The organism is Micromonospora sp. M51 (assembly GCF_018070305.1).
Lineage (GTDB): Bacteria > Actinomycetota > Actinomycetes > Mycobacteriales > Micromonosporaceae > Micromonospora > Micromonospora parva.
On sequence record NZ_JAGPXZ010001030.1, the window covers coordinates 1 to 1,704 of the forward strand.

Annotated in this window: 1 protein-coding gene and 2 pseudogenes; 1 reads left to right on the forward strand and 2 read right to left on the reverse strand. The window is 71.2% G+C overall.

The annotated features are described in order from the left end of the window. Positions 1 to 207: pseudogene (locus KBX53_RS32110) on the reverse strand (hypothetical protein); the annotation flags it as partial. A 181-nt stretch (positions 208 to 388) separates the two neighbouring features. Between KBX53_RS32110 and KBX53_RS32115 the strand changes: the two are divergent. Continuing rightward, a complete protein-coding gene (locus KBX53_RS32115) occupies positions 389 to 1,267 on the forward strand; it encodes a virginiamycin B lyase (protein WP_210863583.1) in 879 nt (292 codons plus the stop codon). 36 nt (positions 1,268 to 1,303) lie between these two features. On the opposite strand, the pseudogene KBX53_RS32120 reads toward KBX53_RS32115, so the two are convergent. After that, positions 1,304 to 1,704: pseudogene (locus tag KBX53_RS32120) on the reverse strand (LD-carboxypeptidase); the annotation flags it as partial.

Consider the following 1,704-nt stretch of genomic DNA (forward strand, 5'->3'; position numbering starts at 1 on the left):
GGGCACGCCCAGTTCCTTGGCGAGGGCCTCGGCGAACTCACCCTGCCGGTCGGCCTTGGCACCCGGAGCCGGGGCGGTGCTGGTGCTCGGAGCCGGCGTGGGCGTGTCGGCGGCGAACGCCATCGTCGGGGCCGCGATCCCGACGCCGAGGACGCCGGCGGTGGCCAGGCCGGCCAGCAGGTGCTTCCTACGGATGGTGCGGGACATGCTGTCCTCCAGAGGTTCGGTGATCGTGCGCTGTCGTGACCGACAGTGACCGGGCAGCCTGGGCGGAAGCCATGGCGACCCTGTCAGCGAGCTGACAATCCTGGCCGGCGGTAGCCGAAATCGGTTGTGTCGTCGCTGGCTGAGCGGTCAGGGTGGACGATCACCGACGGAAGGACGCGACATGACCGTCGAAATTCGGGAGATTCCACTCACCGGGCCGGATTCTGGGCCGTACGGCATCACGCCTGGCCCGGACGGCGCGTTGTGGCTGACGCTGGCCCAGGCCGGCGGGATCGCCCGGTTCTCGCCCGACGGCGCGGTCCGGACCTACCCGCTGGAGCCGGCGGGCAGCCGCCCGCTGATCATCACGACCGGGCCGGACGGGGCGCTCTGGTTCACCCGCTCGGGCGACGACCGGATCGGCCGGATCACCGTCGACGGCGAGCAGCGCACCATCGCCCTGCCCGCCGGCACCGGGCCGTGCGGCATCGCGGCCGGACCCGATGGCGCGCTCTGGTACACCGGGATGACCTCCGACACGATCGGCCGGGTGGAGACCGACGGCACCCACAACGCGTTCCCGCTGCCGGTGACCGGCGGGTTCGCTTCGATGATCACTGCCGGCGCGGACCGGGCGCTGTGGTTCACCCTCAACCAGGCGAACGCGGTCGGCCGGATCGACCTCGACGGCACCGTGACGCTGTATCCGCTACCCACAGTGAACGCCGGGCCGGTCGGTATCACCTGCGGCGACGACGGCACCATCTGGTTCGTGGAGATCGCGGCCGGCCAACTCGGCCGGATCGACCCGGATGGCGAGATCGTCGAGATCCCTTTGCCGGACCGGGCGGCCCGTCCGCACGCGATAGTGGCCGACCCGGACGGCGGCGCGTGGTTCACCGAGTGGGGCGCCAACCGGATCGGTCACCTCGATCCCACCGGGCGGATCGAGAGCTACCCGCTACCCACCCCCAACTCCGAACCCCACGGCATCACCCGCACCCCGAAGGGCATCTGGTCAGCCCTGGAAACAGGAGCAATAGCCCACCTGACCCCCTAACCCCACCCCGGGCCAGGGGGAGGGGAGGAGAGGGGGTTATTGGACCGCGGGGGTTGTGGTGAGGGTTGCGGTGGCGGTGTCGAGGGTGGCCTGGGTGCCTACCGGGACGGTGAGTTGGTTGGGTCCGTGGCCGATCGGAAGGCCGCCGAGGACCGGTACGCCCAGGTCCCCGAGGCGTTCGGAGAGGACGTCGACGATCGTGGTGTCCCAGCCGTCGCCGCAGTCGGTGAACTGCCCGACCGCCACCCCGGCCAGGCCGTCCAGTGCGCCGGCCCGGCGCAGGTGGGTGAGCATCCGGTCGACCTTGTACGGGGGTTCCTGCACGTCCTCGATCAACAGCACCGCACCGGTCAGGTCGGGCAGGTCCGGGGTGCCGATCGACGCGGCGATCATGCAGAGGTTGCCGCCGAGCAGGGTGCCTGTGGCGCGACCCGGGA